General features: G+C 66.7%; 26 protein-coding genes. 12 read left to right on the top strand and 14 right to left on the bottom strand.

Features of this window, described 5'->3' with window-relative positions:
- Nucleotides 1–10: 10 nt before the first annotated feature.
- From ACWPWT_RS03765 to ACWPWT_RS03750, 4 genes are read left to right on the top strand one after another with little or no spacing between them, the layout of a single operon-like run.
- Complete coding sequence (locus tag ACWPWT_RS03765; protein ID WP_454278629.1) at nt 11–430, top strand: metallopeptidase family protein; 420 nt, start codon at nt 11–13, stop codon at nt 428–430.
- Nucleotides 427–1,017 (top strand): heme ABC exporter ATP-binding protein CcmA, encoded by a 591-nt coding sequence (gene ccmA / locus ACWPWT_RS03760; RefSeq protein WP_454278628.1) that lies wholly within the window; start codon nt 427–429, stop codon nt 1,015–1,017. Before ACWPWT_RS03765 ends, ccmA begins: the two co-directional genes overlap by 4 nt.
- Complete coding sequence (locus ACWPWT_RS03755; RefSeq protein WP_454278627.1) at nt 1,014–1,652, top strand: heme exporter protein CcmB; 639 nt, start codon at nt 1,014–1,016, stop codon at nt 1,650–1,652. Before ccmA ends, ACWPWT_RS03755 begins: the two co-directional genes overlap by 4 nt.
- 8 nt (nt 1,653–1,660) lie before the next feature.
- Complete coding sequence (locus ACWPWT_RS03750) at nt 1,661–2,425, top strand: methyltransferase (RefSeq protein WP_454278626.1); 765 nt, start codon at nt 1,661–1,663, stop codon at nt 2,423–2,425.
- A 79-nt stretch (nt 2,426–2,504) separates the two neighbouring features.
- Here the strand turns inward: ACWPWT_RS03750 and ACWPWT_RS03745 are convergent, their stop codons facing one another.
- From ACWPWT_RS03745 to coxB, 13 genes are all read right to left on the bottom strand, one after another.
- The gene (locus ACWPWT_RS03745) at nt 2,505–3,374 is read right to left on the bottom strand and encodes a class I SAM-dependent methyltransferase (RefSeq protein WP_454278625.1); all 870 of its coding nucleotides are present in this window, start codon (nt 3,372–3,374) and stop codon (nt 2,505–2,507) included.
- Between the two features lie 10 nt (nt 3,375–3,384).
- Nucleotides 3,385–4,773 carry a threonine synthase gene (gene thrC, locus ACWPWT_RS03740; RefSeq protein WP_454278624.1) on the bottom strand — a complete coding sequence of 463 codons (1,389 nt, stop codon included), beginning with the start codon at nt 4,771–4,773 and terminating at the stop codon, nt 3,385–3,387.
- A 13-nt stretch (nt 4,774–4,786) separates the two neighbouring features.
- Nucleotides 4,787–5,407, bottom strand: a complete 621-nt coding sequence (locus tag ACWPWT_RS03735; RefSeq protein WP_454278623.1) for an SURF1 family cytochrome oxidase biogenesis protein — start codon at nt 5,405–5,407, stop codon at nt 4,787–4,789.
- Nucleotides 5,404–5,823, bottom strand: a complete 420-nt coding sequence (locus ACWPWT_RS03730; protein WP_454278622.1) for a DUF983 domain-containing protein — start codon at nt 5,821–5,823, stop codon at nt 5,404–5,406. The genes ACWPWT_RS03735 and ACWPWT_RS03730 overlap by 4 nt, the downstream gene beginning before the upstream one ends.
- Complete coding sequence (locus ACWPWT_RS03725) at nt 5,783–6,694, bottom strand: cytochrome c oxidase subunit 3 (protein ID WP_454278621.1); 912 nt, start codon at nt 6,692–6,694, stop codon at nt 5,783–5,785. Before ACWPWT_RS03725 ends, ACWPWT_RS03730 begins: the two co-directional genes overlap by 41 nt.
- Before the next feature lie 36 nt (nt 6,695–6,730).
- The gene (locus ACWPWT_RS03720) at nt 6,731–7,270 is read right to left on the bottom strand and encodes a cytochrome c oxidase assembly protein (RefSeq protein WP_261268293.1); all 540 of its coding nucleotides are present in this window, start codon (nt 7,268–7,270) and stop codon (nt 6,731–6,733) included.
- Entirely contained in the window at nt 7,267–7,404 is a 138-nt protein-coding gene (locus tag ACWPWT_RS03715) for a hypothetical protein (RefSeq protein ID WP_261268292.1), read from the bottom strand. The genes ACWPWT_RS03720 and ACWPWT_RS03715 overlap by 4 nt, the downstream gene beginning before the upstream one ends.
- Nucleotides 7,401–8,300 (bottom strand): heme o synthase, encoded by a 900-nt coding sequence (locus tag ACWPWT_RS03710; protein ID WP_454278620.1) that lies wholly within the window; start codon nt 8,298–8,300, stop codon nt 7,401–7,403. Before ACWPWT_RS03710 ends, ACWPWT_RS03715 begins: the two co-directional genes overlap by 4 nt.
- Before the next feature lie 186 nt (nt 8,301–8,486).
- Nucleotides 8,487–9,548, bottom strand: a complete 1,062-nt coding sequence (locus tag ACWPWT_RS03705; RefSeq protein WP_454278619.1) for an NAD(P)-dependent alcohol dehydrogenase — start codon at nt 9,546–9,548, stop codon at nt 8,487–8,489.
- Nucleotides 9,549–9,716: 168 nt separating this feature from the next.
- A complete protein-coding gene (locus ACWPWT_RS03700) occupies nt 9,717–11,114 on the bottom strand; it encodes a DUF1501 domain-containing protein (RefSeq protein WP_454278618.1) in 1,398 nt (465 codons plus the stop codon).
- A gap of 5 nt (nt 11,115–11,119) precedes the next feature.
- The gene (locus ACWPWT_RS03695; protein WP_261268288.1) at nt 11,120–12,841 is read right to left on the bottom strand and encodes a DUF1800 domain-containing protein; all 1,722 of its coding nucleotides are present in this window, start codon (nt 12,839–12,841) and stop codon (nt 11,120–11,122) included.
- 230 nt (nt 12,842–13,071) lie between these two features.
- Nucleotides 13,072–14,745, bottom strand: a complete 1,674-nt coding sequence (gene ctaD, locus ACWPWT_RS03690) for a cytochrome c oxidase subunit I (protein ID WP_454278617.1) — start codon at nt 14,743–14,745, stop codon at nt 13,072–13,074.
- Nucleotides 14,746–14,748: 3 nt separating this feature from the next.
- Nucleotides 14,749–15,882, bottom strand: a complete 1,134-nt coding sequence (gene coxB / locus ACWPWT_RS03685; RefSeq protein ID WP_454278616.1) for a cytochrome c oxidase subunit II — start codon at nt 15,880–15,882, stop codon at nt 14,749–14,751.
- A 290-nt stretch (nt 15,883–16,172) separates the two neighbouring features.
- Between coxB and pyrE the strand changes: the two genes are divergently transcribed.
- From pyrE to ACWPWT_RS03660, 5 genes are all read left to right on the top strand, one after another.
- On the top strand, nt 16,173–16,757 hold the full coding sequence (gene pyrE, locus ACWPWT_RS03680) for an orotate phosphoribosyltransferase (protein WP_454278615.1): 585 nt from the start codon (nt 16,173–16,175) through the stop codon (nt 16,755–16,757).
- The gene (locus ACWPWT_RS03675; RefSeq protein WP_454278614.1) at nt 16,754–17,482 is read left to right on the top strand and encodes a pyridoxine 5'-phosphate synthase; all 729 of its coding nucleotides are present in this window, start codon (nt 16,754–16,756) and stop codon (nt 17,480–17,482) included. The genes pyrE and ACWPWT_RS03675 overlap by 4 nt, the downstream gene beginning before the upstream one ends.
- Nucleotides 17,483–17,615: 133 nt before the next feature.
- Nucleotides 17,616–18,026 carry a holo-ACP synthase gene (gene acpS, locus ACWPWT_RS03670; protein WP_454278613.1) on the top strand — a complete coding sequence of 137 codons (411 nt, stop codon included), beginning with the start codon at nt 17,616–17,618 and terminating at the stop codon, nt 18,024–18,026.
- Nucleotides 18,023–18,988: a signal peptidase I gene (gene lepB, locus ACWPWT_RS03665; RefSeq protein WP_454278612.1), complete on the top strand. Its 966-nt coding sequence runs from the start codon at nt 18,023–18,025 to the stop codon at nt 18,986–18,988. The genes acpS and lepB overlap by 4 nt, the downstream gene beginning before the upstream one ends.
- Complete coding sequence (locus ACWPWT_RS03660) at nt 18,985–20,070, top strand: AI-2E family transporter (protein ID WP_454278611.1); 1,086 nt, start codon at nt 18,985–18,987, stop codon at nt 20,068–20,070. Before lepB ends, ACWPWT_RS03660 begins: the two co-directional genes overlap by 4 nt.
- On the opposite strand, the gene ACWPWT_RS03655 is transcribed toward ACWPWT_RS03660, so the two are convergent.
- Entirely contained in the window at nt 19,999–21,147 is a 1,149-nt protein-coding gene (locus ACWPWT_RS03655) for a glycosyltransferase (RefSeq protein WP_454278610.1), read from the bottom strand. The genes ACWPWT_RS03660 and ACWPWT_RS03655 overlap by 72 nt on opposite strands.
- Nucleotides 21,148–21,360: 213 nt before the next feature.
- Between ACWPWT_RS03655 and ACWPWT_RS03650 the strand changes: the two genes are divergently transcribed.
- Genes ACWPWT_RS03650 through ACWPWT_RS03640 form a run of 3 tightly spaced genes read left to right on the top strand, consistent with a single transcriptional unit; the run spans nt 21,361 to nt 24,038 of the window.
- The gene (locus tag ACWPWT_RS03650; protein ID WP_261268280.1) at nt 21,361–22,308 is read left to right on the top strand and encodes a hypothetical protein; all 948 of its coding nucleotides are present in this window, start codon (nt 21,361–21,363) and stop codon (nt 22,306–22,308) included.
- Nucleotides 22,305–22,835, top strand: a complete 531-nt coding sequence (locus tag ACWPWT_RS03645; protein ID WP_261268279.1) for a DUF2141 domain-containing protein — start codon at nt 22,305–22,307, stop codon at nt 22,833–22,835. Before ACWPWT_RS03650 ends, ACWPWT_RS03645 begins: the two co-directional genes overlap by 4 nt.
- 18 nt (nt 22,836–22,853) lie before the next feature.
- Nucleotides 22,854–24,038, top strand: coding sequence for a glycosyltransferase (locus tag ACWPWT_RS03640; protein WP_454278609.1), 1,185 nt, complete (start codon nt 22,854–22,856; stop codon nt 24,036–24,038).
- Nucleotides 24,039–24,148 lie beyond the last annotated feature (110 nt).

The raw sequence follows: 24,148 nt of genomic DNA, 5'->3' as shown, positions 1-24,148 counted from the left end.
GACGACGCGCATGAGCGGGCAAGACGGGATCGGCGAACCACCGGGTGCCGAGGTGATCGAGGCGATCGCGCGGGCCACGATCGCACGCCTGCCCGCCGCATTCGCCGCGCACCTGCGCGACGTGGTGTTGATCGTCGAGGAATATGCCGATGGCGAGACGCTGGCCGCGCTGGGCATAGAGCATCCGCTCGACCTGACCGGGCTGTATCATGGCCGTCCGCTGGGCGAGAAAAGCTCGATGGATTCAGGCGGACTGCCCGATCGCATCCATTTGTATCGCCGCGCGATCCTGGACGAATGGATCGACACCGGCGTCCGGCTCGACGATCTGGTGGCGCATGTGACGATCCATGAGATCGGCCACCATTTCGGCCTGTCCGACGATGATATGCACGCGTTGGAAGACGCGGTGGATGTGCCCGCCCCGTGATCCTTTCATTGTCCGATGTCGCCTGTGCGCGGGGTGGGCGGCTGTTGTTCGCGCGATTGTCGCTGACGCTGGCGGCGGGGGAGGCGGTGGTCGTCACCGGCCCCAACGGCATCGGCAAGTCCAGCCTGTTGCGGCTCGCCGCCGGGTTGATCGCGCCGTTCGAGGGGCAGGTCGAGCATCGGGGACCGACCGCGCTGATGGTCGAGGATTTGGCGCTCGACAGTGACCGGAGCCTGACCGGCGCGCTGTCGTTCTGGGCCAGGCTGGATGGTCGGGACGACCCTGGCGCGCGGGTGGAGGCGGCCTTGGCAGAGGTCGGCCTAGCCGGTCTGGCGGCGATACCGGTGCGGCTCCTGTCCACCGGCCAGCGGCGGCGCGCCGCACTGGCCCGCGTGCTGGCGTCGGGGGCGGCGCTGTGGTTGCTCGACGAACCGGGCAATGGGCTGGATACCGCGGGGCTGGCGATGCTGGAAGAGGCGGTGGCACGGCACCGCGCCGGGGGTGGCGCGGTGATGCTGGCGACCCATCAGCCGCTGGCTGTGCCGGGTGGCAAAGCCATCGCTCTCGATACCCTGGTTCCCGCTTGAGCGCGGCGCTGACCCTGATCGCGCGCGACGTGCGGCGTGGCTATGCCGGGGGCGGGGCGGCTTTGGTGTCCGGCTTTTTCCTGCTGGCGGTGGTGCTCTTTCCCTTTGCCATCGGTCCCGACCGGATGATGCTGATGCGGATCGGGCCGGGGGCGATCTGGGTCGCGGCCCTGCTCGCGGCGCTGCTTCCGGTCGAACGGCTGGTCGCGCCCGATTGCGAGTCGGGATGGTTCGACCAGATTCGGGTCCATGGCCTGTCGCTAACGCTGGTGATGGTGTTGCGGATCGTAGCGCATTGGCTGGCCTTCGCGCCGCCATTGATGATCGCGGCGCTGATTGCGGGGGGCTTGTTCGGGCTCGACGCGGCGGCCCTCGGGCGGGTCGAACTGGCGCTGCTGCTCGGTACGCCGGGTCTGGCGGCGCTGGCGGTGGCGACGGCGGCGCTGACGGCGGGGTTGCGCGGCGCCGGGGGGATTGCGGGGTTGCTGTTGCTGCCCTTGGCCTTGCCCCTGCTGATCTTCGGTGCGGGCGGCGCGGATCTGGGTGCGTTCAAGCTGCTGGCGGCGGTGTCGCTGATGCTGGTGGCGGGCGCGCCCTGGCTGGCGGCGGCGGCGATTCGGTCGGTACGCGATTGAACGGGGCGGTGGCAGTGGTGACGGAGCATACCCCGACCCGGATCGCGCGCGCCTTCGACGGGGCGGCGGCCTATGACGTGCATGCGGTTGTGCAGCGGCAGGTCGCCGACTGGCTGGCCGAGCGGATCGTCGCGGTCGCGCCGCCCGGTCCCCGCGTGCTGGAGGTGGGATGCGGCACCGGGTTCCTGACCGGCGCGGTTCGGCCCCGGCTGGAGGGGGCCGATTGGCTGATGACCGACATCGCTCCCGCGATGCTGGCGCGCGGACTGGCGGGGCAGCCGGGCGCGCGGGGGCGGGTGATGGACGGCGAACATCCCGACCTGCCCGACGAAGCGCCGTTCGACCTGATCGTCAGCAGCCTCGCGGTGCAGTGGTTCGCCGATCTGGCCAGCGGGTTGCAGCGGCTGGCGGGCCTGCTGCGCCCCGGCGGGCGGATGCTGGTGACGACGCTGGTCGAGGGGACGTTCGCGGCCTGGCATGAGGCGCATGCGGCGGAAGGGTTCGTGGCGGGGAGCCCGGTTTATCCGCCGGTCGGGTCGCTGGGTTGGCCGGTCGAGACCCGGCGGTTCGAGCAGCGGCACGGCTCGGCGGCCGCGTTCATGCGCGCGCTCCGGGCGATCGGGGCGGGAACGCCGCGCGAAGGGCACCGACCGATCCCGCCGGGCGCGATGCGGCGGATCGCGAAGCGGTTCGAGGCTGGGGGTGCGGTGGCGACCTATGAGGTCGCTTTGATCGAAATCGCCGCGCCGCAACCCCCGCTACGTTCGTGCTGAGCGAAGTCGAAGCACATGCCCCGCCGCTATGACCGTGCGTGGCCTTCGACTTCGCTCAGGCTGAACGGAGGGTGTGTCTTTACCGGCTCCACCGCGCCCAGATGGCGGTGGGCAGGGTCAGGGCGCGCGCTTCCTCGCGCACGCCGAGTTCGCCGCATTCGACCTTGCCGGGCAGGTCGGCCATCACCTGGCGCATCATCTCGCCGATCGCCATCGCCGACATACGCACCGCATACACCGTCAGGAACAGGAAGCGCGAATCACCGTCGAGCAGCTGGCGGCAATTGGCGATCAGGCCGGGCAGGTCTTCCTCCAGCCGCCACACCTCGCCCTCCGGCCCACGGCCGTATTTGGGCGGGTCGAGCAAAATGCCGTCATAGCGCCGTCCGCGCCGCACCTCGCGCGCGACGAACTTGGCGGCGTCGTCGATGATCCAGCGGACCGGCGCGTCGCCCAGGCCCGACAGCATCGCATTGCCCCGCGCCGCCTCGACCGATTTCTTCGACGCGTCGACATGGACCATCTTCGCGCCCGCGCTCGCCATCGCCAGCGTGCCGACGCCGGTATAGCCGAACAGGTTCATGCACTCCGGCTCGGCGAGGCCATCGACCTGCTCGCGCATCCAGCTCCACACAGGGGCCATGTCGGGGAAGAAGCCCAGATGGCGGAACGGCGTGTTCTGCGCGGTAAAGCGCACCTCGTTCCACTTCAGCGGCCAGCCCTCGCGCGGGACCGGCTCGTTGAAGTTCCAGCGGCCGCCGCCATCCTCGTCCGAACCGGGCACGAACTCGGCCGCAGCGCGCCAGTCGCTGGTCGCCGGGGCCCACATCGCCTGCGGTTCGGGGCGGATGAAGCGGAACCGGCCATAGCGTTCCAGCTTGCGGCCATGGCCGGAGTCGACCAGCCCGTAATCCGCCCAGGGCTCGCCGATCATCGTTTCGAGTTTCATACGTGCTGCGTTAGCGCAAACCGTGCCCGTCGATAAAGGCCGTCACCGCATCGAAGGTGGCAGGCAGGGTGGTGAAGCGTTCCTCGCGCTCGAACAGGTCACCGACGCGGGGGGGCAGCGGCGGCCGGACGCCGGTCGCACGTTCGACCGCATCGGTGAATTTGGCCGGGTGCGCGGTGGCCAGCGTCACGACCGGCGCGCTGGTGTCGCTCGCCCGTGCGGCGGACAGCGCGATGGCGGTGTGCGGGTCGAGGATCTGCCCGGTCGACTCGGCGGCCCAGCGCATCGCGCGGCTCATATCGTCGGCATCGACCCGCGCGCTGGTGAAGAGCGGGGCGATATTCTGGCTCTGCGCATTGGTCAGCCGCATCGCGCCCGACGCCTCGAACCCCTTCATCTGCGCCGCCAATGCAGCGCCGTCGCGGCCGTTCGCGTCGAACAGCAGCCGCTCGAAATTGGAGCTGACCTGGATGTCCATCGACGGCGTCGCGGTCGCCTGCACCTGCCCCTTGGAATAATCGCCCGAGGACAGCGCGCGGTGGAGGATGTCGTTGACGTTGGTCGCGACGATCAGCCGCTCGACCGGCAAGCCCATGCGCGCCGCGACATAGCCCGCGAACACGTCGCCGAAATTGCCCGTCGGCACCGAGAAGGCGACGGCCTTGCCCGGCGCGCCCAGCCGGACGGCGGCGTAGAAATAATAGACGACCTGCGCCATCAACCGCGCCCAGTTGATCGAGTTGACCGCCGACAGGGTATGGCGATCGGCAAAGGCGCGGTCGTTGAACATCGCCTTCACCAGCGCCTGCGCGTCGTCGAAATTGCCCTCGATCGCGATGTTATGGACATTGGGGGCGAGGACCGTGGTCATCTGGCGCCGCTGGATCTCGGTCACGCGCCCCGCCGGGTGCAGCATGAAGATGTCGATATTGGCGCGTCCCGCCACCGCGTCGATCGCCGCCGATCCGGTATCGCCGCTGGTCGCGCCGACGATGGTCAGCCGCGTCTCGGTGCCGCGCAGGAACCGCTCGAACAACAGCCCCAGCATCTGGAGCGCCACGTCCTTGAAGGCGAGGGTGGGGCCGTGGAACAGTTCGAGCAGCCACTGGTCATGGTCGAGCTGGACCAGCGGCGTCACGGCGGCGTGCGAGAAGCGGCCATAGGCGGCGTCGCACAGTCCTTGCAGTTCCTCCGCGCTCAGGCTGTCGACGACGAACGGCGCCATGATCTTCGCGGCGGTCTGCGCATAGGTCAGACCCGCCAGCCCGGCAATCTCGTCGGCGGTCAGGCTCGGCCACTGTTCGGGGACATAGAGCCCGCCATCGCTGGCAAGACCGGCAAGGGTCGCCCCACGGAAATCGAGGACGGGGGCGGAGCCACGGGTACTGAGATAGCGCATGATGCGCTGCGGCTTAACGGCGTGCGTCGGTCACGACAACCGTTCGATTGCGCCGAAGGACGGCCAAAACATAGATTGTTGCGGCGATGGCGGCGAACAGGAACCATTGCACGGCGTAAGCGAGGTGATTGTTGGGGACGCCGCCAATGTCGGGGCTGGGATTGGCGTCCAGACCGGGCGCGGGCGAGTCGGCGACCAGCAACATCTCCTGCGGGCGGTGGTCGAAGGCGGACTCGATCAGCGATCGACTGTCGGGCGCGTGGGAGACATAGCCGGTCACACCCCCGCCCGGCCAAGTGGTTTCGGCGCGCGGATCATGGGTGGTGCCGAGCTGAACCTGCATCTTGCCTCGCGGTACCGAACAGGTGGCGATCAGCCGGAAGCCCGCCGCGCCCGCGCCCGCGCGCCGGATGACGATGGGTGGGCGGCAATCGGCGACGGTGCGGCGGAAGAGCAGGCGGTCATCGGGATAAAGCGGGAAGGCAATGGCCGGTCGCACCGGGTTGGCGGCGAGTTGCGCGAGATAGGCCTGCTTTTGCGGCAACCGGTCGAGCCATTGCCAAAGGCCCAGCGCGATCATCGCGGCCACCGCCAGGCCGACGATCAGCGTGGGAAGGATCGGCACCCGCCTCATGCATCCTCGTCCCCGGTACGGACGATGGCACCCTCGCGCGCTTCGTTGCGATATTCCGCCGCCATCAGCGCGCCCTTGGCGAGCCGCAGGCTATAGACCACGCCCACCGCCGTCAGCGGCAGCCAGATCAGCATATGCAGCCAGAGCGGCGGGTGCAGCGTTATCTCGACAAGGATCGCCGCGATGGTGATGACCGTCCCCAGGATCAGGGTCAGGAACGCCGCCGGGCCGTCCCCCACATTGAACCGGGTGAAGTCGAGCCCGCAGGCCGCGCACCGATCGGCGAACCGGACCGGTCCCGCAAACAAATGGGGCTGGCCGCAACGCGGACACAGCCCCTTGAGCGCGGCCTGCGCGATGGTCGGGGACGCAGGCTCAGCCACTATGGACCGGCGCGCCCCAGCCACCCCAGACATAGATGGTGACGAACAGGAACAGCCACACCACGTCGACGAAATGCCAGTACCAGGCCGCGGCCTCGAACCCGAAATGCTGGCGCGGGGTGAAGTCGCCGCGATAGGCGCGGATCAGGCAGACGATCAGGAAGATGGTGCCGACGATGACGTGGAAACCGTGGAAACCCGTCGCCATGAAGAAGGACGCGCCATAGTTGATCCCCTTGAAGGGGAAGGGGGCGTGCATATACTCATAGGCTTGGATCGCGCTGAAGATCAGGCCGAGCACGACGGTCAGCCATAGTCCCTTCAGCACGCCGTCGCGGTCGCCGACGCCCAATGCACCCCAAAGACCGCGCTTCTCGCCGCCCCGCTGGTTGTGGATCAGCGCATGGTGCGCCCAGGTGACGGTGGTGCCGCTGGTCAACAGGATCATCGTGTTGAGCAAGGGCAGCTTGAAGGCGTCGATCACCTCCAGCCCCTTGGGCGGCCAGGCCGCGGCGATGGCGGCGGCGCCTTCGGTCGCGCGCTCCACCTGTCCGTCGACGAAACTCATCGCGGTCGGGAACAGCGCGAAGTCGAAAAAGGCCCAGAACCAGCCGACGAAGAACATGACTTCGGACGCGATGAACAGGATCATGCCATAGCGGAAGTGAAGCTGGACCACCGGCGTATGGTCGCCGTGATGCGCCTCGCGCACCACATCCGCCCACCAGCTTCCCATGCAGAACAGCACCGCCGCCAGTCCCGCCAGGAATGCCCAACCTCCGCCGGGCGCGCTGTGCATCCACATGATCGCACCCGAGGCCATCAGCAGCGCCGACATCGAACTGGCCAGCGGCCAGGGGCTCGGCGGCAGGATATGATAGTCGTGGTTCTTCGCGCCAGCCATGATCCCGTCCCTATATTTTGCTATTTTGAGGACAGGCTAACCCGCTTTCTTCGCCGAATCCACCGGGTAAAATGTGTAGGACAGGGTGATGGTTTCGATGTCGCGCGCGTCGGGATCGTTCAGGATCTTGGGATCGACGAAGAAGATGACCGGCATCCGCACCGTCTCGCCGGGTTTGAGCGTCTGCTGGGTGAAGCAGAAGCACTGGATCTTGGTGAAGTAGCGCCCCGCCTGATCGGGCGTCACGTTGAAGGTCGCGGTGCCGGTGATCGGCACCTTCGCATTGTTGGTCGCGGTGAAGAACACCATGTCGCGCGCGCCGATATCGACCGTTTCGTGCGGGTTTTCAGGCTTGAAGGTCCAGGCCAGGCGCGAGGAGACATTGGCGTCGAAATCGACGCGAATCTGCTTGTGGACGCTGCCCGGCGCCGCCAGTCCCCGCTGCGTCGTGCCCTGATAGCCCGTCACCTGGCAGAACAGGCGATAGAGCGGCACGCTGGCCCAGGCGAGGCCGGTCATGAACACCACACCGAACAGAGCGAACACCACGGTCCGGCCCTGGCGCGTCAGCCTCATCCGTGCATCCCCGACCGGATCTTGGACAAGGTGATGAAGAAGATCAGCACCACCAGGAATCCCAGCAACAGCGCCATCGCGGTGGCGCGGGCGCGCTGCTTGGCGCGAATGCGATTCGAATCGTCGGGCGTCATGCCCAACGATCCACCACCAGCGCGCCGAAGAGAAGGAAAAGATAGAGGATCGAATATTTGAACAGCCGCTTTTCGGGCTTCATCGCATCGTCGGGCTGGGTGTGGCGAAAGGCTACGATGGCGGCGTAGAGCGCGAACAGCGCGGTCCCCGCTGTCGCGATGAGGCCATAGACCGACCCCGTCAGCCCCAGCGGCCAGGGCGCGACCGCCGCGATCGCCATGGGAATGGTGTACAGCCCGATCTGCGCCCGGGTCACCCGCTCGCCCGCGACGACGGGGAGCATCGGCACGCCCGCATTGGCGTAATCGGTCTTCACGAACAGGGCCAGCGCCCAGAAATGCGGCGGCGTCCAGAGGAAGACGAGGCTGAACAGCAGAAAGGGCAGCAGCGCGATCTGCCCCGTCGCCGCGGCCCAGCCGATCAGCGGCGGAAACGCCCCCGCCGCGCCGCCGATGACGATATTCTGCGGCGTCCGACGCTTCAGCCAGACGGTGTAGACGAGGACATAGAACAGGATCGAGACGGTCAGGATTCCGGCGGCGACGTAATTGACCGCCAGCCCCATCAGCAGGACCGAGAAACATGCCAAGCCGACGCCGAAATGCAGTGCCGACTCGCGGCTCATCCGCCCGGCGGGCAGGGGGCGTTTGGCGGTACGCTTCATCAGCGCGTCGAGATCCGCCTCATACCATTGGTTGAGCGCCCCCGCCGCGCCCGCCCCCAGCGCGATGCACAGGATGGCGGTGAAGCCGATCACCGGATCGACCCTCACCGGCGCAGCCAGCATCCCGCACAGGCCGGTGAACACCACCAGCGTCATCACTCGCGGTTTGGTCAGGGCGAGGAAGTCGCGCCAATCGGCGGGAACGAAGACGGAGGAGGGAACGCTGGACATGGGAGCCCTGCATATAGGCGTTGGCGGCGGGGCGGGCAAATTGAAGCGAATGCAAATTCCTTCCCTGCAAGGGGAGGGGGACCATGCGCAGCATGGTGGAGGGGTGTCACCCTGTCGAGAACGGGACACCCCTCCGTCAGGCCTTCGGCCTGCCACCTCTCCTTAAAGAGGAGGAATAGGGTCGGCTCAATCCTTCAACGTCGCCATGTCGATGACGAAGCGATATTTCACATCGCTCTTCTGCATCCGGTCATAGGCGGTGTTGACCTCGTCCATCGCGATCATCTCGATATCGGCGGTCAGGCCGTGTTCGTGACAGAAGTCGAGCATCTCCTGCGTCTCGGCGATGCCGCCGATCAGCGAGCCCGCCAGCGCGCGGCGGCGGAAGACGAGGTTGCCGACCGAAGGCGACGGATGCGGCGAGTCGGGCACGCCGACCAGCGTCATCGTCCCGTCGCGCTTCAGCAGCATCAGGAACGCATCCAGGTCGTGCGGCGCGGCGACCGTGTTCAGGATGAAGTCGAAGCTGTTGGCATGGGCGGCCATCTGCTCCGGGTCCTTCGACACGATCAGCTCCTTGGCGCCCAGCCGCTTGGCATCCTCGGCCTTGTTGGGCGAGGTCGAGAAGACATAGACCTCGGCCCCCATCGCGGCGGCGATCTTCACGCCCATATGGCCCAGGCCGCCCAGACCGACGATGCCGACCTTCTGGCCTGGCCCGACCTTCCAGTGACGCAGCGGCGAATAGGTGGTGATGCCGGCGCAGAGCAGCGGCGCGACGGCGGCGAGATCGGCGTCGTCATGGTTGATCTTCAGGACGAAGCCTTCCTTGACGACGATATGGTCCGAATATCCGCCGAAGGTGTGGCCGCCCATGACAGGATCGGGGCCGTTATAGGTGCCGACGAAGCCGGTCGTCTCGCAATATTGCTCCTCGCCGTCATGGCAGGAGGGACAATGGCCGCAGCTGTCGACCATGCAGCCGACGCCGACCAGATCGCCGACCTGGTATTTGGTGACGGCATCGCCGACCGCAGTCACCCGGCCGACAATCTCGTGTCCCGGCACACACGGATATTGGGTGCCCGCCCATTCGCCGCGTGCGGTATGCAGATCGGAATGGCAGACGCCGCAATAAAGGATGTCGATGGCGACATCGTCGGCTTGGGGGTCGCGGCGCTCGAACGAGAAGGGGGCGAGTGCGGCATCGGCCGACTGGGCGGCATAGCCCTGGGCGGGAGTGGGCATGGAAGCTCCTCTGAAATGGGGGCGACCATATGGTCGCGGCGCCCATATGGGGCCCGCCGGAGTCCATGCCAGCGAACGACCTGGCCAGTTTTTCCGATCGCGGCTGATCGGAAAGTTACGCAAGCGCAATATGTTATATCGTTGCGATAGGCTCGGTGTGCCGGTCGCTTACCCCATGAAGCCCTGATTCCAGGTCGAGGCGTCGTAATTGCCGATATTGGGCAACACGGTGCGCAAACCGCCCGAGTCGATGCCGAACCAGCTGGCCAGCGTCGCGGCATATTGATCGACCGACATGGTGGGGATCAGTCGACCCTGGCCGACATCGTCGTCGGTGTTGGTGCCGACGATCGGTGCCTTGCCATAGAAGCGCTGCCCCCGCACCGCGCCGCCGACGATGAAGTGCATCCCGCCCCAGCCATGGTCCGATCCGTCGTCGTTCGACTGGAGCGTGCGGCCGAAATCGGATGCGGTGAAGCTGGTCACCTGGTTGGCGAGTCCCAGTGCGGCGGTGGTGTCGTAAAAGGCCTTCATCGCCGCCGATAGCTTGGCCAGCAGACCCGGATGCTGCGCCACCAGATTGTCGTGCAGGTCGAACCCGCCCATCGATACGAAGAAGACCTGCCGCTTCAGCCCGAGCGTCTGGTTCACCGAGATCATCCGCGCGACCATCTTCAACTGGTCGGCGAGCGAATTGCTGGAGGGGAAGAGCGGGAAATTGGCGGCGGGCGCCCCGGCCAGTGCACTGCTCAACTGCGCCTGGATATCCAGTGCGCGCTTGCTGATCCGGGCGTGTTCGTTGGCCATGACCGGCCCCGATTCGGTCGTCATCAGCGCGCGCAGCGTGTCGAGCGCGCTCGACGAGCCGTACAGCGTGCGGCTGCTGTTCAGCAGGGCGATCGGGCCGCCGGTGCCGACCGAATATTGGATGGCATTGCGCCCGGTCAGATAGACCGCATTGCCGCTGGTGTTGATGCAGGTGAGCGCGGCATTGCCATTGCCGTTCTGGAACACGTCACCGATCCGCCCGCCCCAGCCGCTGCCCGCACCCTCGGGGCTGGACGCCTGGAAGAAGCTCTGCTGGTCGTTATGGCTGAACAGCTTGGGAGGCAGTTGCACGCTGCGCCGTTGATATTGGGATTTGCTCGTTGGTTCGACCAGCGTGCCGACATTGAGCGCGACGGCCATCTTGCCGGCCGCGAACAACTGGCTCATTTCGGGCATGCTGGGCGACAGGGCATAGGCGCGGCCGTCGGGCAGCGCGACCGAGGGGCTCAGGACCGTCCCCGCCAGCGCATCGCGCTGATAGCCGATATTGGCGCGCGCGGTGCGATAGGCGGCAAAGCTCGCCTCGTCATAGGGGACCAGCGTGTTGGCATAGTCGTTGCCGCCATAGAGGAACACGCACACCAGCGCCTTATAGTCCGACGCGGTGGCGGCGGCGGCCTCGCCGATCGCGGCCAGGCTGGAGACGAAGGGGGTGGCGGTCCCGGCCAGGCCGAGCAACGCGCTGCGCTTCAGGAAAGCGCGCCTGGACTGATCATGGGGGGATTGGTCTTGCATCATGCTCATCACCGCAGGGTCAGGTAATCGGGGGAGGCCATGGTCAGCAGGATCGCGATGCCGACCCGGTTGATCGGGCCGTTGGTCGCGGTGGCGGACACGCTGTCCACCGCCGCGCGGATCGATGCCTGGGTAGCGCTGGACAATTGTCCGGCGGCGAGGATCAGATTCACTTCGTCCACCAGCGTCTTGCTGTCGGCGGCCAGCGTCAGCATCGCGGCGTAATCGGCCTTCACGTCGCCGATGCCGTTGGCGATCAGGCCGTACATGAAGTTCACATAGCCGATGACGCTCTGTTCGTTGGTGATCTGGAACTCCGGCGCGACCAGCCCGCTGCTCGCCAGGCTGGTGCCGGGCGGTGCATAGCCGGGGCGGTAGAAGTTGAAGACCGAGGGGCTGTGCCCTTTGGCCTGGCCCAACCGGTTGGACGGATTGCTGGTGTCGCCGATCGCCCAGGCGCTGGACGGCGAACTGGCCTTGAACGCCCTGGCCCAGCCGGTCAGGCGCAGCACCGGTTCGCGCAGCTTGCCCGCGGTGGCGGCGGTCGGCAGGGTGCGCGCCTCGCTGTCGAGCAGGATGGCGCGGATCACCGCCTTCATGTCGCCGCGCACCCCCTGGCCATTGTCGGCGAACTTGGTGGCGACGCGGGTGACATAGGCGGGCGACGGATTACTGGTCACCAACCGCTGGATCAGCTGTTTTGAAATGAAGGGCGGCACATTCGGATGCGCGAAGATCGCATCCAGCGCGGCGTTGATCGCCGCCATGCCGCCGCCGCTGACCGTCGTGCCCAGAAAGGTCGAGGCGCCGGTCTCGTTGTTCGCCGCGTTCATCACCAGCGGCTGGCGCAGGCGCGCAGGCGTCGAATTGTCGCTGCTGGCCGGCACCAGGCCGGTGAAGATCCGCGCCAGTCCCGTCACATCGGCCTGGCCATAGGTGTCGATCGACTGTCCGCCGTTCAGCTTGGGCGTGCCGTCCATGTTCAACTGACTGAGGCCCAGGGTGAACAACTGCATCAATTCGCGCGCATAATTCTCGTCCGGCTGGGCACCGGTCGAGGCATTGGCCTTGCGATTGTGCAGATAGGTCATGAAATTGCCCATCGCGTAATTGGTCGTCACCGCGCCCAGCAGGGTGCGGTAATTGCCGAAGGCGTTGTCGAGCAGAAGGTCGACATAGGCCCCCATCGCAAAGGCGCGCCAGTTATCGCTGGACGTGTCGATACCGACGACCAGAATGTCGAGCAGCGCCATGCCGATCCGCTGGCGAAGCTGGTCGGGCTCGACGATCATCTGCCGCCACATTGACGGGTCGAAACCGTTGATCGAATTGCTCTTGGCGGTGTCGTACCCGTTCGCGGTCAGCCAGTCCCAATGGCTGGTCGCCCGTGGCAGCGCGAACTGGTCGGTCAACCAGCCGTCATAGCCGCGCGAGAGCACCGCATCGATGTCCGCCCGCGTCGCGCCCATGCTGGCCTGTGCCAGGAAGCGGCTGGCCTCGGTCGCGGTGGGCGGTTGGGTGACGACGACGATCGGGGCGGAGGTGTCGGCCGGGGCGCTCGAACCACCCGCCGGGGTCGCCGCCGTCGTGCCGCCGCCCCCACCGCCACCACCACAGGCAGCCAGCGCGAATAGCGGGAGCAGCGAAGCACCACTGCTGGCGCGTGCCACGGCGGCGTTCGTCCCCTTCGGCATCGCAGGCGCGCCCGCCTCTTCGGTGGTGGCCGCCATCCCTGGCGACCCGTACCGTTCGTCCCACCCCGTCATTAATTGAATCCCGCAAAGCCCGCTCATTGCGGGCCACGCTCAAAATGCGGCGAGCATGGCTAATAAAGCGTGAAATGGTTCCTCGACTCGTCGCATTATTTGCGAAGTTGATCTCCGGTGAATTATTACGGAGTTGCAACAAAAAAGGCCCCGGAGCGATGCTCCGGAGCCTTTCGGGACTGGTGAGATCGAGGTCAGTCGATGCGTGGCAGCGTCTCGAACTGGTGATAGGGCGGCGGGCTGGACAGCGTCCATTCCAGCGTCGTTGCGCCATCGCCCCAGGGATTGTCCCCGGCGGGCTTGCCCGCGACCAGCGACCAGATCAGGTTGACGAAGAAGATCGCCATGCCTGCCGCCATGATCTCATAGCCATGGGTGGCGACCGCGTTCCATGTCGCATAGGCGTCCGGATAGTCGGGATAGCGACGCGGCATCCCCTGCAACCCCAGGAAGTGCATCGGGAAGAACAACAGGTTCACACCGATGAAGAACACCCAGAAATGCAGCTGGCCGAGCAGCTCGCTATACATCTTCCCCGACATCTTCGGGAACCAGTAATAGAAGCCCGCGAACAGTGCGAACACCGCGCCCAGCGACAGGACATAGTGGAAGTGGGCGACGACATAATAGGTGTCGTGCATGTAATCGTCGATGCCGCCGTTCGCGAGCACCACGCCGGTCACGCCGCCAACCGTGAACATGAAGATGAAGCCGATCGCCCAGACCATCGGGGTCTTGAACGATAGCGAACCACCCCACATGGTTGCGATCCACGAGAAGATCTTGATGCCGGTGGGCACCGCGATGATCATCGTCGCGGCGGTGAAATACATCTTGGTGTTCACGGAGAGGCCGGTGGCGAACATGTGGTGCGCCCACACCACGAAGCCGACCACGCCGATCGCGACCATGGCATAGGCCATGCCCAGATAGCCGAAGACGGGCTTGCGGCTGAAGGTCGCGATGATCTGGCTGACGATGCCGAAGCCCGGCAGGATCATGATGTACACTTCGGGATGGCCAAAGAACCAGAAGAGATGCTGGTACAGGATCGGGTCGCCGCCCCCGGCGGGGTCGAAGAAGGTCGTGCCGAAATTGCGGTCGGTCAGCAGCATGGTGATCGCGGCGGCCAGCACCGGCAGCGACAGCAGCAGCAGGAAGGCGGTGACCAGCACCGACCAGACGAACAGCGGCATCTTGTGCAGCGTCATGCCCGGCGCGCGCATGTTGAAGATGGTAGTGATGAAGTTGATCGCGCCCAGGATTGACGAGGCGCCCGCCAGATGGAGCGCCAGGATCGCCATGTCCACCGATGGCCCCGGCTCTCCGAAGGTCGATAGCGGGGCGTAAGCGGTCCAGCCCACGCCCGCGCCCGACCCGAAAAAGGGCGAGGCGAGCAGCAGCGTGAAGGCCGGGATCAGCAGCCAGAAGGACACGTTGTTCATACGCGGGAACGCCATGTCGGGCGCACCGATCATGATCGGCACGAACCAGTTGCCGAACCCGCCGATCATCGCGGGCATGACCATGAAGAACACCATGATCAGGCCATGCGCGGTGATCAGCACGTTCCACAGGTGCAGCGACTGATCGAGGCTCTGCGCCCCGCCGTGCAGCATCCCCGCCCAGATGCCCAGATACTGGATGCCGGGCTCCTTCAACTCGGCGCGCATCAGGCCGGAGATCGCGCCGCCGATGATCCCCGCGACGATCGCGAAGATCAGATAGAGGGTGCCGATATCCTTGTGGTTGGTCGACAGGAGCCAGCGCGCGAAGAAGCCCGGCTTGTGATCGGCATCATGATGCGCGTGGTGATGGTCTTCATGACCGACGAAAGCCGATCCGGGGTGAAGTGCGGTGTCGGTCATGGCTTATTGTCCAGCGTTGCCGGGGCCCGCCGGATTGCCGGTGGCGCCTTGCGCGGAAGAAGGGGATATGGCGGGCGTGGAGGCGTTGTCGGCCGGACCCGTCACCGCCTCGGAGGCATTGGCCTGCGCGGCTTCGGAGGCCGAGCCCTCAGCCCCCGGCTGCGGGATCACCGAGGAGGAGGGGGCGGCCGAACCCGGCATCTTGCCGCCCTTGGCCGCGACCCAGGCGGCGAATTGCGCCGGGGGCACCGCCTGCACCGCGATCGGCATGAAGGCATGGCGCGCACCGCACAGTTCGGAGCATTGCCCGAAATACAGGCCCGGCTTCTCGATGGTGAAGCTCGTCTCGTTCAACCGGCCGGGCACCGCGTCCAGCTTCATCCAGAAGGCCGGGATCGCCCAGCTATGGATGACGTCGTTGGAGGTGGTGATCAGGCGGATCGGCACGCCGACGGGCAGGACGATGCGATTGTCGACCGCCAGCAGGCGCGGACCGTCGGCATCGGTGCGCGCCCGCTCGCCCGGCGCCACCTGATCCTTTTCCTTCAGCATGTTGGCGGTGATCTCGATCCCGCCATGATCCGGATATTGATAGGTCCAATACCATTGGTTGCCGATCGCCTTCAGCGTGACGGCCCCGGCGGGGGCGGGCTTGAACTGCGCCTGGAGCAGCCCGATCGAGGGGATGGCGATCAGGACGAGGACGACCACAGGGCCCAGCGTCCAAAGCACCTCGACCAGCGTATTGTGGCTGGTCTTGGACGCCACCGGATTGGCGGCGCGGCGATAGCGGAACACGACCCAGGCCAGCAGCAGCAGGACGAGCACGCAGATGGCGGTGATGACCGGCATCAGCACGCCATTGTGCATCCAGTGCGCGAACTCGCCGTTCTTCGTCACCTGCGGCTGAAGCCCGATGCGGCCGTCGATCGGCAGACCGACCTTGGGATCGATCGTCGTGGCGGGGGCTCCGTCCCGCGCCAGCAGCGGACTGGTCGGCGCGGCGGTGGCGGGGGCGGCGGCGCTGGTCGGTGCGGTGTTGGAGACGCCCTGGCCTTCGGCGGCGGTCTGGGGGGCGGCCTGCGGCGCGGGGGAGCGGCCGGCGTGGCGAAGGCGGCACCCGACAGCGCGGCACATCCCAGTCCGGCGGCGATCGCCAGCGCCTTCATCCGTTTCGGCATCCTCATCCTCCGGGGTCCGGACATGCGCTTGACCTCGCTCATCCCGCTCTCGTCTCCCATCTCCCTCGCCTGTCCATCGATGGTCCGACGGGCTTTGACGGGGCATCCTGTCGTTTTTGTTAGGCGGACTATAGCACGGGACCGCGCCCCCTCAAGCCATAGCTGTCGTATGCGCGATTGCGTGCGGCGAGGGCCGATCCTATGAGGCCGGGTCATCCGCTATCGCACCCGCAGGAGTTGCCCCGCATGACCGATGAAGACGTCCTCGCCGAGTTCCGCGCCGCAGAGGCGTTGCTCGAAGGGCATTTCATCCTCTCCTCGGGGCTTCGCAGCCCGCGTTACCTGCAATGCGCGCGCGTCCTGATGGACCCGGCCCGCGCGGCCCGGCTGTGCGAGGCGGTGGCAGCGAAGATCCCGGCCGAGATCAAGGCGCAGATCAGCGCGGTCGTCGCCCCGGCGATGGGCGGCGTGATCGTCGGCTATGAAATGGCGCGCGCACTCGGCGTGCCGGGTATGTTCCTGGAGCGGCCCGATGGAACCTTCCACCTGCGCCGCGGCTTCCGGCTTGATGCAGGTCAAAAGGTGCTGATGATGGAGGATGTGGTCACCACCGGGCTGTCCAGCCGGGAGGCGATCGCGGCCATCGCGCGCGAAGGGGGCGAGACGATCGCCGCGGCCTCGCTGGTCGATCGGTCCAACGGGACGGCCGATCTGGGCGTACCGTTCTTCCCGCTGATCCGGCTCGACGTGCCCAGCTACAGCCCCGACGCCCTGCCGCCCGAACTGGCCGCGATCCCCGCCATCAAGCCGGGGAGCCGAGCGGCGGCATGACCGATCACCTGCGGTTGGGGGTCAATATCGACCATGTCGCGACCGTGCGGAACGCACGCGGGGCGGGCTATCCCGATCCGGTCAAGGCGGCCTTGATCGCGGCCGAGGCAGGCGCCGACGGCATCACCGCGCATCTGCGCGAGGATCGGCGGCACATCACCGACGACGACATTGCGCGCCTGTCCGCCGAGCTGACCGTGCCGCTCAATCTGGAGATGGCGGCGACCGAGGAGATGCTGGCCATCGCGCTGAAGCATCGCCCGCACGCCGCCTGCATCGTCCCCGAAAAGCGCGAGGAGCGCACGACCGAGGGCGGGCTGGATGCCGCCGGGCAGCGCGAATGGCTGGCCCCCATGGTGGCGAAGCTGGGCGAGGCGGGCATCCGAGTCTCTCTGTTCATCGAACCCGATCCCCGCCAGATCGAAGCGGCGCTGCATCTGGGCGTTCCCGTGATCGAACTCCACACCGGCCGCTATGCCGAACTGGACGGCGAGGGACGCACCGCCGAGCTGCGTCGCCTGTCGGACGCCGCCGCGCTGGCGGCCAAGAACGGGATCGAGGTCCATGCCGGTCACGGCCTGACCTATGACAATGTCGCGCCGATCGCCGCGATCCCACAGGTGCGCGAGTTGAATATCGGCCATTTCCTGATCGCCGATGCGGTGTTCGTCGGCCTTCCCGAGGTCGTGCGCAAGATGCGCGCCGCGATGGACATCGCGCGGTGAATCCTCCCCGGCACGGGAAGGGGGACCAGCCGCAGGCTGGTGGAGGGGGAGCACCCCATAGGACTTGCATGGTGGAGAACCCCCTCCACCATCGCTGCGCGACGGTCCCCCTCCCCGTGCCGGGGAGGATTTTATGATCATCGGCCTCGGCTCGGACCTGTGCAACATAGAGCGGATTCAGGCCGCGCTGGACCGGCACGGTGCTCGGTTCGAGGCGCGCTGCTTTACCGAGGTGGAGCAGGCCAAGGCGGCCAAACGCCCCTTCACCCGTGCGGGCACCTATGCCAAGCGCTTCGCCGCCAAGGAGGCTTATTCCAAGGCGGTCGGCACCGGCTTTGCGCAAGGGGTGTTCATGCGCGACATCGGGGTCGTCAACAAACCCGGCGGCGCGCCCACGCTGGTGCTGACGGGCGGTGCGCGCGAACGACTTGACGCGATGACCCCGGCGGGCCACGTCGCCCATATCCATTTGACCATGACCGACGATCACCCCTGGGCGCAGGCCTTTGTCGTGATCGAGGCAAGACCGGAAGTTTCCGCATGAAGGACGCGGTGTTGGACACGAACCAGGGCTCGCCTGCGGATCAACCGGAGGCCAGGCCGCTGGAATCCAAGCCGCAGCCCAAAAAGGGCACCGACTGGTGGTCCGAGGTCAAGGGGCTGTTCTGGCTGCTGCTGATCGTCCTGGGCTTTCACAGCTTCATCGCCAAGCCCTTCTACATCCCCTCCGAATCGATGCTGCCGGGCCTTCGCGTCGGCGACCGGCTGGTGGTGAGCAAATTCGCCTATGGCTGGTCCTATATCTCGCCGACCATTCCCAACCCGATCGCCTTCTTCAAGTCGGTCGTGCTGCACGAGCCCGAGCAGAGCTGGAGCGCGCAACTGCCCTTCATCCATGGCCGGTTGTTCGGATCGCTGCCGACGCGCGGCGACGTGGTGATCGTGACCCCGCCGGGCACGCATAACGACTATATCAAGCGTGTGATCGGCCTGCCCGGCGACCGGCTGGAGGTGCGCGACGGCGTCGTCATCCTGAACGGCAAGCCGGTGCAGCGCGGTCCGCTTCATTATGTCGATATTCCGGTCGACACCAACAGCCCGTGCAAGGCGGCCGACTATGGCGAGGAGGCCAAGGTGCGGCTGCCTGACGGCCAGTGGGTCTGCCATCTGCCGATCGTGACCGAGACCTTGCCCAACAATCGCCGCTACGACACGGTCGAGCTGGGTTGGAGCCCGGGGGACAATTACGGGCCGATCACCATTCCGGCCGACCATGTCTTCCTGATGGGCGACAATCGCGATCGTTCGGCCGACAGCCGATTCTCGCTGGCCGAACTGGGGCTGGGCGGGCCGGTGCCTTATGAGAATATCGGTGGCCGCGCCGAGTTCGTGACCTTCAGCCTGGACGGCGACGCGACGCTCAACCCGCTGACCTGGTGGGGTTCGCTACGCTCGGGCCGGGCGGGCAGTTCGCTTCATCCGATCACGGTGAAGCCCGGATCATGAGCGATCCCACCCCGCTGACCGATGCCCCCGCGCCCATCGAGTTTCGCGAGGGCTTTGTCCGGCGGGAGTTGACCCGCGCCGCGATCTGGCTGGGCCTGATCGCGGCGATGGCGGTGGCGGTGCTGCTGGTCCAGCCGCTGCTGGTGATCTTCGCCGGGCTGGTCTTCGCGACCCTGCTCGACGGCGGTGTGCGGTTGCTGGGCCGGGTCCTGCCGATCGGGCGCGGCTGGCGGCTGCTGATCGTCGTGCTGGCGGTGGCGGCGTTCCTGCTCGGCACCTTCTACCTGACCGGGGTGGAAGTAACGCAGCAGGTGACCCAGCTTCGCTCGACGCTGGAGACTCAGGCGGGACGGCTGACCGGCTGGCTGGCGGAACAGGGGCTGATGCCCCAGACCTCCGACATCAACGGGTTGCTGAAGCAATCCATGGGCTCGATCGGGAAGCTGACCTCCTGGGTCGGGACCGCCGTCGGGGCGGTGACGTCGCTGTTCATGATCCTGGTCATCGGCCTGTTTCTGGCGATGGATCCGGCGGGCTATGCGCGGGGATTGCAATGGATCGTGCCGCGTTCCGCCCGCGCCGAGTTCGCGATCACGCAGGGCCGCGTCATGGATACGCTGCGCAAGCTGCTCGCCGGACGGTTGCTGGGCATGGCGTTCGAGGGGGTGCTGACCGGTATCGCGCTGATGATCGGCGGGGTGCCGATGGCGCTGCTGCTGGGCATCATCGCGGGGATCCTGGCCTTCATTCCCAATATCGGGGCGATCATCACCGGCGTCCTGATGGTCGCGGTGGGCTTTTCGGCGGGAACCGATGCGGGCTTCTGGGCGATCGGCACCTATCTGGTCGTGCAGACCTTCGACGGCTATGTCGTCGTGCCGATGGTCGCTAAGCGCACCGTCGACCTGCCGCCCGCGCTGACCCTGTCGACCCAGATCATGGCGAGCGCGCTGTTCGGCATACTGGGGTTGGCGCTGGCCGACCCGATGACCGCGATGATCAAGTCCGCGCTACAGCGCCGGTCGGAGCGCGAGGCGGCGCGCGACGGCGACAGCGCGCGAGCCGAGGCCGACATCGCCTGATGCGGCATTGTCGCGTCGCTGGCGCGCGGTGACGATCGAATCGAACAGCGCCAGATAGCGTTCCGCCGAATCCTGCCCCGGCTGCGGCACCGGATCGGGACGCGGCACCACCGGGCTCAACCAATGGCGCAACCCGGCGACCAGCGCCTGCAGATCCTCACGCGGGACGATGGTGCCGAGCGACGGGTCGGAGACGATCTCATGTACGGCGGGGCTCGAATCGGTGGTCACCACCGGCGTGCCCACCGACAGCGCCTCGCGCAGCACGCCCGGCACGCCCTCATAGTCGGACGGGAGCGCGAGCACCGGCGCGGCGGCCATGGCGGCGGCCGGATTGGCGACATGACCGGGCAGCGACACGCGATGCTCCAGCCCCAGCACCGCGATCTGCGCGGTCAGGGCGGGACGAAGGCTGCCCTCGCCCAGGATGGTCAGCCCGACGTCCTCGGGCAAATGGGTCAGCGCGGTGATCAACCGGTCCCAGCGCTTCTGCGGCTCCAGCCGCCCGACGCCCAATATCCGTCGCCCGGGCGGCAGGATCGCGGCGGTCTCGCCACCGGGCAGGGCGGAAGGGGGATTGGGAATGACCGCGACCGACAGGCCGGTCGCCTCGCGCGCGGCGCGCGCGGTCGCCGGGGTCATCGCGACCAGCGAATCGAGGAACAGCCGGTGCCGGGCCAGCCATTGCCGCTGGCCCCAGGCGAACAGGGGGTGATGGTCCCCCCGATCGACCGCGTTGGACATCTTTCCGACGATGGGCGGGCACGACCCCGCCAGCCGCAGCCGGGCCCAGGCCGCCATGCTCGTATAGTGGTTGCCGGGGCAGAAGATGATGTCGGGCCGCACCCGCTCGATCATTGCGGGCAGGGTGGTGCATAGCCCGGTATAGCGCTGGTGCCCCAGCGTCACTATCTCCACGCCGGATGGTACGCCGCGCTGGAACTGGCCGCTTTCCTCGCCCAGGACCAGCGTCACCCGCCGTCCATGGTCGAGCCAGCCTTGAAGCATTCGGGCCAGGGCGGCTTCCACGCCGCCACGCATCGCCAACGCATAAGTGAGGATGTGATCGGCTGGCATGAGTTCCGGTAACGGATGAGGAAAGGATCGGGTACCGGGGTTAGGTGCGGCTTGTCGCGTAAATATGTCAGTTTCAGCCCTAAGGTGGACACAATCGCACTACAGAGGTGAATTCTTATTCAGGTGCGAGAAAGCAGTGTTGAGGTTAGCGGGCGCCACCGGCGAACGCCGCCGAGGAATCTCCCTAACGTGCAGAATGAACGAGATGATTCTATGACCCCGCAACAGGCCGTGCCTGTCGGATCGCCGGCCGGGACCGGTGCTCCGGTGGCGCGCGACATCGCCGCGCTCGAACCGCTGAAGACGGTCAAGCGGCGCTGGCCCGCCATAATCGGCGCTCTTCTGACGATCGCGATGGTCGTCGGTCTGGGCCAGGAACTGCTTGGGCGCGGGCTCGTGGGGTTGAGCCATTCGGTGCCGACCAACCCGCTTTTCTATGTCGTGTTCGTCGGGCTCTACATGGCGCTGCCGATCGGCGACTATATCATCTTCCGCCGCCTGTGGGGCATTCCGGTCAGCGGTCTCGCCGCGTTGATTCGCAAGCGGATCGCGAACGAGGTCGCGTTCAGCTATTCGGGTGAGGCCTATTTCTACGCCTGGGCGCGGGCCCATGCGAAGATGGTCGCGGCCCCCTTTGGCGCGGTCAAGGATGTCGGAATTCTGTCGGCGATCGCGGGCAATGCGATCACGCTGCTCATGATCGGCCTCGCACTGCCGGTTGGGCGCGAGTTGTTGACGGCGGAGCAGTTGCGGCTCGTCTGGGGATCGATCGCGATCGTCATGGCGACCTCCCTGCCCTTCCTGATCTTTTCGCGGCGGGTCTTCTCGCTCGACCGCAAGACCCTCTGGTGGATCTTCACGGTTCACTGCGTCCGCCTGATCGCCAACTCGCTGCTCGTCGCGCTGGCCTGGCATTACGGGATGCCGAGCGTGTCGCTGGGGATGTGGCTTTTCCTGTCGGCGGCGCGGCTGCTCGTCTCGCGTTTGCCGCTGGTGCCCAACAAGGACCTTCTTTTCGCCAATTTCGCGATCCTGTTGATCGGGCAGGATCAGGAGTTGAGTGAGCTGATCGCGTTCACCGCGGCGCTGACCCTGTTGGTCCATGTCGTCCTGATCGCAGGCTTTGGTGTGATGGAACTGGTGAAGAGGGTACGGGCATGACCCGCACGATGACGATGATGATGGCAGCCGCCCTGGGCATGGTCGCGATGCCGCAAACCGCCCCGGCGCAGATCCTGGGCAGCGATGCGGCGGCTTGCGCCAATGGCGGCCCCGCGATCCTGGCGCGGATCGAGGGGCTGAAGGATCGCAAGGGCAATCTGAAGCTGGAACTCTATCCCGCGAACGACGAGGATTTCCTGGCCGATGACGGCGTGCTGGAGCGCGCGGGCAAGACGTTTCGCCGGGTCTCGGTGCCGACCCCGGCGGGGGGCGGGGCGATCGCCATGTGCATCCGCGTGCCGCGCCCCGGCCGCTATGCGTTGCTGTTCACCCATGACCGTGACGGCAAGAACAAGTTCAATTTCTGGAGCGACGGCGCGGGCTTTCCAGCCAATACCAAGCTGGGCCGCCGCAAGCCGCCACTCGCCTCCGCGCTGATCGATGTGCCCAATGGGGTGGCGACGACGACCATTCGCGCCCAATATCTGCGCGGGCTGGGTGGTTTCGGTCCGGTGGACGCGAACTGAAGGCGGAGCGGAAAGACGATGCGCATTGTCGACGTCAATGAATTCTACTCCCCCACCGGCGGGGGCGTGCGGACCTATATCGACCGCAAGATGGCGATCCTGGCCGAGATGGGCCATGAACTGATCGTCCTCGCCCCCGGCACCGAGGATCTGGTCGAGGAGCGTCCGGGCGGCGGCAAGATCATCTATATCAAGGCGCCGCGCCTGATCCTGGACACCAATTACGGCATGTTCTGGGACTCCGCACCGGTCTGCCAACTGCTCGACGAGCTGGACCCCGACATCGTCGAGGTCTCTTCGCCCGCCAAGCCCGCCTGGTTCGTCGCCAGCTGGCAGGGGCGGGCGAAGAAGGTCTTCTTCATGCACAACGACAATGTCGGCACCTATCCGGTCCGCTGGCTGGACGGCATCGTCGCGCAGGAACGGGTGGAGGACTGGTTCAGCTGGTACAGCCGCTACATGAACCGCTTCCTCGACCATTACGACCTGGTGCTGTCCAACGGCCCGGCGCTGGTCAAGCGGCTGGGCAAGCGCGGCGTGCGGGTGGACGAGGGGATCCCGCTGGGGATCGAGCGGCATTTCTTCTCGCCCGATCACCGCGACGATAAACTGCGCGCCGCGCTCCTTGCCCAATGCGCCTTGCCGGAGGACGCGCATCTGCTGCTCGGGCTTGGGCGGCATCACCCGGAAAAGCGGTGGCCGATGGTCATCGACGCGGTCGAGCGGGTGGCGTCGAGCCGCCCGATCGGCCTGATCCTGATCGGTGGCGGCGTCGCCAGCCGGACGCTGGAAAAGCGCATTGCGGGCAGCCCCCATATCCGCCTGTTCCGCCCCGTCTATGACCGCCCGCGCCTGGCGCGGATCATGGCGAGCTGCGACGCGCTGGTGCACGGGTGCGAGACGGAGACGTTCGGTCTGGTCGCCTCCGAAGCACTGGCCTCCGGCCTGCCGCTGGTGGTGCCCGATTATGGCGGGTGCGCCGAGGTCGCCAGCCCGCTCTTCGCCGAAACCTTCCGCGCGCGCGACGGTGCGGCCTGTGCCGAGGCGATCGAGCGGCTCCTGTCGCGCGACCAGCGGGTGCTGCGCAACGCCGCGCGCGTCGCGGCGGCCAAGGTGTTCAGCGACCGCGACCATGCCGAGGCGCTGATCGCACGCTATCAGCAGTTGCTCGATGGGGAGATGGGCGAGCGGGCAGCGGCCTGAGGCTCGCTTTCTCCCGCCCCCGTTCAGCCTGAGCGCAGTCGAAGGCCACGCTTCAACGCTTGCGGCTAACGATTCCCTTGGCCTTCGACTACGCTCAGGCCGAACGGAGG

The sequence above is a fragment of the Sphingomonas sp. Marseille-Q8236 genome, from assembly GCF_965112005.1.
Note: the sequence above shows the minus strand (reverse complement) of the source record. Positions and strands in the feature narration are given on the sequence as shown.

Excerpts from the sequence above, each read along its gene's own strand:
- ACWPWT_RS03645 (WP_261268279.1), top strand. The coding sequence starts at position 22,305 with ATGACCCGCACGATGACGATGATGATGGCAGCCGCCCTGGGCATGGTC.
- ACWPWT_RS03695 (WP_261268288.1), bottom strand. The coding sequence starts at position 12,841 with ATGGCGGCCACCACCGAAGAGGCGGGCGCGCCTGCGATGCCGAAGGGG.
- acpS (WP_454278613.1), top strand. The coding sequence starts at position 17,616 with ATGATCATCGGCCTCGGCTCGGACCTGTGCAACATAGAGCGGATTCAG.
- ACWPWT_RS03730 (WP_454278622.1), bottom strand. The coding sequence starts at position 5,823 with ATGTCTGGGGTGGCTGGGGCGCGCCGGTCCATAGTGGCTGAGCCTGCG.
- ACWPWT_RS03650 (WP_261268280.1), top strand. The coding sequence starts at position 21,361 with ATGACCCCGCAACAGGCCGTGCCTGTCGGATCGCCGGCCGGGACCGGT.
- ACWPWT_RS03705 (WP_454278619.1), bottom strand. The coding sequence starts at position 9,548 with ATGCCCACTCCCGCCCAGGGCTATGCCGCCCAGTCGGCCGATGCCGCA.
- ACWPWT_RS03660 (WP_454278611.1), top strand. The coding sequence starts at position 18,985 with ATGAGCGATCCCACCCCGCTGACCGATGCCCCCGCGCCCATCGAGTTT.
- ACWPWT_RS03765 (WP_454278629.1), top strand. The coding sequence starts at position 11 with ATGAGCGGGCAAGACGGGATCGGCGAACCACCGGGTGCCGAGGTGATC.
- ACWPWT_RS03700 (WP_454278618.1), bottom strand. The coding sequence starts at position 11,114 with ATGATGCAAGACCAATCCCCCCATGATCAGTCCAGGCGCGCTTTCCTG.
- ACWPWT_RS03745 (WP_454278625.1), bottom strand. The coding sequence starts at position 3,374 with ATGAAACTCGAAACGATGATCGGCGAGCCCTGGGCGGATTACGGGCTG.
- ACWPWT_RS03725 (WP_454278621.1), bottom strand. The coding sequence starts at position 6,694 with ATGGCTGGCGCGAAGAACCACGACTATCATATCCTGCCGCCGAGCCCC.
- lepB (WP_454278612.1), top strand. The coding sequence starts at position 18,023 with ATGAAGGACGCGGTGTTGGACACGAACCAGGGCTCGCCTGCGGATCAA.
- ACWPWT_RS03720 (WP_261268293.1), bottom strand. The coding sequence starts at position 7,270 with ATGAGGCTGACGCGCCAGGGCCGGACCGTGGTGTTCGCTCTGTTCGGT.
- ACWPWT_RS03640 (WP_454278609.1), top strand. The coding sequence starts at position 22,854 with ATGCGCATTGTCGACGTCAATGAATTCTACTCCCCCACCGGCGGGGGC.
- ACWPWT_RS03715 (WP_261268292.1), bottom strand. The coding sequence starts at position 7,404 with ATGACGCCCGACGATTCGAATCGCATTCGCGCCAAGCAGCGCGCCCGC.
- thrC (WP_454278624.1), bottom strand. The coding sequence starts at position 4,773 with ATGCGCTATCTCAGTACCCGTGGCTCCGCCCCCGTCCTCGATTTCCGT.
- ACWPWT_RS03735 (WP_454278623.1), bottom strand. The coding sequence starts at position 5,407 with ATGAGGCGGGTGCCGATCCTTCCCACGCTGATCGTCGGCCTGGCGGTG.
- ctaD (WP_454278617.1), bottom strand. The coding sequence starts at position 14,745 with ATGACCGACACCGCACTTCACCCCGGATCGGCTTTCGTCGGTCATGAA.
- coxB (WP_454278616.1), bottom strand. The coding sequence starts at position 15,882 with ATGTGCCGCGCTGTCGGGTGCCGCCTTCGCCACGCCGGCCGCTCCCCC.
- ACWPWT_RS03655 (WP_454278610.1), bottom strand. The coding sequence starts at position 21,147 with ATGCCAGCCGATCACATCCTCACTTATGCGTTGGCGATGCGTGGCGGC.
- pyrE (WP_454278615.1), top strand. The coding sequence starts at position 16,173 with ATGACCGATGAAGACGTCCTCGCCGAGTTCCGCGCCGCAGAGGCGTTG.
- ACWPWT_RS03710 (WP_454278620.1), bottom strand. The coding sequence starts at position 8,300 with ATGTCCAGCGTTCCCTCCTCCGTCTTCGTTCCCGCCGATTGGCGCGAC.
- ACWPWT_RS03675 (WP_454278614.1), top strand. The coding sequence starts at position 16,754 with ATGACCGATCACCTGCGGTTGGGGGTCAATATCGACCATGTCGCGACC.